Here is a 2,472-nt window from a genome sequence, read left to right as displayed (position 1 = left end):
GACACAAAAGAGATAAGAATCTTCGCCAAGCGGGGAGGTGTAAATCTAGGGTTAAACACCATGAACCAACCGATAATTCCGACTCCAACCGTTCAAACCTCGAACATTCTAGATGAATACGCCGATATCCGCTGGCAGATAGCCGCACTTTCGGCCAAACTAGAAGAAATCGAACCGATGGCGATCAAACAGGCGTTGTCGATCATCAATGAGGGTGCGACGGCCAACGGCAAACGGGTAGTGTACCGCACCGATACCATCGATATCATTCTGCAATTACGTTCCCAGAAGCCAAAACCCGAAAGCCATGCCGACCTCGAATCGCTCAAGCAATTGATCGAGTTGGAAGCTGAAAAAGCCCAATATCAAAACCAAGAGGAGATCGCCAGCATGGAAAGGGAGATCGCCCTTTTACGGTCTCGTCTCCTCAGACTGCAACAAACCGATGAAGGACGAACCTATCAAGCTGAATATGCAGACTTAGAACGTCAACTGACCACTCTCGAACCGCTTCTCAGCGTCAGATTAAAGTAAACCACTAGCTAGATTTAATCGTACAAGCGGGGGAAATTTCTCTCGCTTTTTATAATTGGCTCAAATTCAAGAAAATAAATCATAAAAATATCAATAAAAACGAAAAAATCTTAAAAACTTAGACAATTTAAAAGCTATCGCATTAGGTGTAAAAAAATTAACATAGAGGTCAAAACCATGACATTTAAGGTATTCGGTAGTCGTCCCGCTAACTCCATTTGTCTTCCCGATGTTCCCTACTCGGTTCGTTTCAACTGTAAAGACGGGGGAGGCGGCATCTTCGTCGGGGGTTCCGACCCGCAACATCGCAAGTCCAATCCAGAGGACAAAATCGACATAAATATCATCAAAGTATCGAAATATTTCGGTACTCTAGGCAAAACCGATAACGTGCTGTGGATTCAGCTATTTTTTATCCCGGCTCCCAATGTACCCGCCGAAATTCTGCCACCCAATACCGTCTGTGTCGGGTATATCAAAAAACAGAGCATTTCCGCTCTGTTCAATACCGTCCAAGCTGCTATGAATAACGGCGAACCCGCACTCGGTATCTTCACCCTCAGTTTTCAGAAAGAAGTCGGTGCGGAGGGACCTTATTATTCCGTCTGCTTTAACTGGCGTACACGTCAATCCGACGAGGAGAAAAAGCAACTGGAAATGATCGACGCTTTTCACAACCAATACGGCGAGCAACTGATCGACTTGGAAAGCACCCGACTGTTGACCTGCGTTGACGGTTGGAGCGCAGGAGATGTCAACGCCCTTATCGCTCGCTCGTTGGGTGAACTGCCCGAAAGCAACCGGCCAGAATTGCCCCCAGCTAAATCCCCACGCCGACGTTAATCCTTGACCTCTCTCGCACCCTCATTCTGGGGGTGCGTTTCACCCTATTAACCGAATAATTTGTACTTTTTAACCACAGTCAATCGACTGAATAAAATCTATTGAACAGTTTTTGTTTTGCCAAAGAATCTGATTTCAGGATAAACTAAACCCTATTCTTTTACGCAATAAGTAGAAAACTAGCCTTAATCCGACCTGTTATTCAAAGAAATAAACAAAAATTATGTTATAATAATCGATATTTATGATGCTATTTAATCTTGAAAATCACCAGATTGGGAGATTAAAAACCATGACACAACCTATTCCTAACAGAACACCCCGTCGAGGACGTATTTTTCCTGAAATCCAATGGACAGAAGCAGAAAAAGCGAAAAGAAAATCGGAAAATGAAGCGTTTTATCAACGTTGTTGGACGATATTCGAGCAAATCAGACCAGAGTTGATCGGCGAACATTACGGACGGTATATCGCCACCGAGCCGGATAGCAAGGAATATTTTATCGACATCGATCAAAAAACCGCTCATCCCGATTCTATCCATTGTCTTTTCCGGTTGGACGGGACGGGAGCTTGTGGAACGATATAATCCGAGGAACATTCGGTGATAATTGCGAGATATTTTTCCCGATCGCTCTCATCACGGGAGAAGGCGAGAATCTTTCCGTAGATGCCATGCTAGATACCGGGTTTACCGAGTTTCTAGCGATAAATAAACAGGATGTTGAAGGATTGAATTGGGCGTATTTCGATCAAGAAGAAATGCTCACCGCGCGAGGATTGGTAAACTTCGATATCTATCTCGGTAAAGTTCTCATCAACGAGCGAGAGTTTGAAGTTCCCGTCTTGGCTGGGGATGATATTCAAGAAATCCTGATCGGCTCACAATGGCTCAAGGAATTCGATTTAATGGTCAGGATACCGGCTCTTCTAGGTTCTGTGTGAGCATGGTATAATAGTAAAACAGAACAGGAGGTGGGTTATGTGGATAAATTTTGATCAACTCCTCGATTTACCAAATGTAACAGTGGTCAATTATCAAAAAATTGCTCAGACAATTTTCCTAAAGCTCGCTCTTTTAAATGAAACAATTGA

The 2,472-nt window shown here is 43.8% G+C and carries 4 protein-coding genes; all 4 read left to right on the top strand.

Annotated elements, in window-relative coordinates; all coding sequences use genetic code 11:
* On the top strand, nt 1-534 hold a 534-nt coding region (locus tag IQ242_RS22335), incomplete at its 5' end, for a hypothetical protein (protein WP_228021158.1).
* A gap of 177 nt (nt 535-711) precedes the next feature.
* Nucleotides 712-1,377: a hypothetical protein gene (locus IQ242_RS22330; protein WP_193961449.1), complete on the top strand. Its 666-nt coding sequence runs from the start codon at nt 712-714 to the stop codon at nt 1,375-1,377.
* A gap of 292 nt (nt 1,378-1,669) precedes the next feature.
* Nucleotides 1,670-1,966, top strand: coding sequence for a hypothetical protein (locus tag IQ242_RS22325; protein ID WP_193961448.1), 297 nt, complete (start codon nt 1,670-1,672; stop codon nt 1,964-1,966).
* Nucleotides 1,963-2,322: an aspartyl protease gene (locus IQ242_RS22320; RefSeq protein WP_193961451.1), complete on the top strand. Its 360-nt coding sequence runs from the start codon at nt 1,963-1,965 to the stop codon at nt 2,320-2,322. Before IQ242_RS22325 ends, IQ242_RS22320 begins: the two co-directional genes overlap by 4 nt.
* The last annotated feature ends 150 nt before the right edge of the window (nt 2,323-2,472 follow it).

The sequence above is a fragment of the Microcystis sp. LEGE 08355 genome (assembly GCF_015207185.1).
Classification (GTDB): Bacteria; Cyanobacteriota; Cyanobacteriia; order Cyanobacteriales; family Microcystaceae; genus Microcystis; species Microcystis panniformis.
The sequence above is the reverse complement of the archived record's forward strand: the minus strand, read 5'-3'. Positions and strand labels throughout refer to the sequence as shown.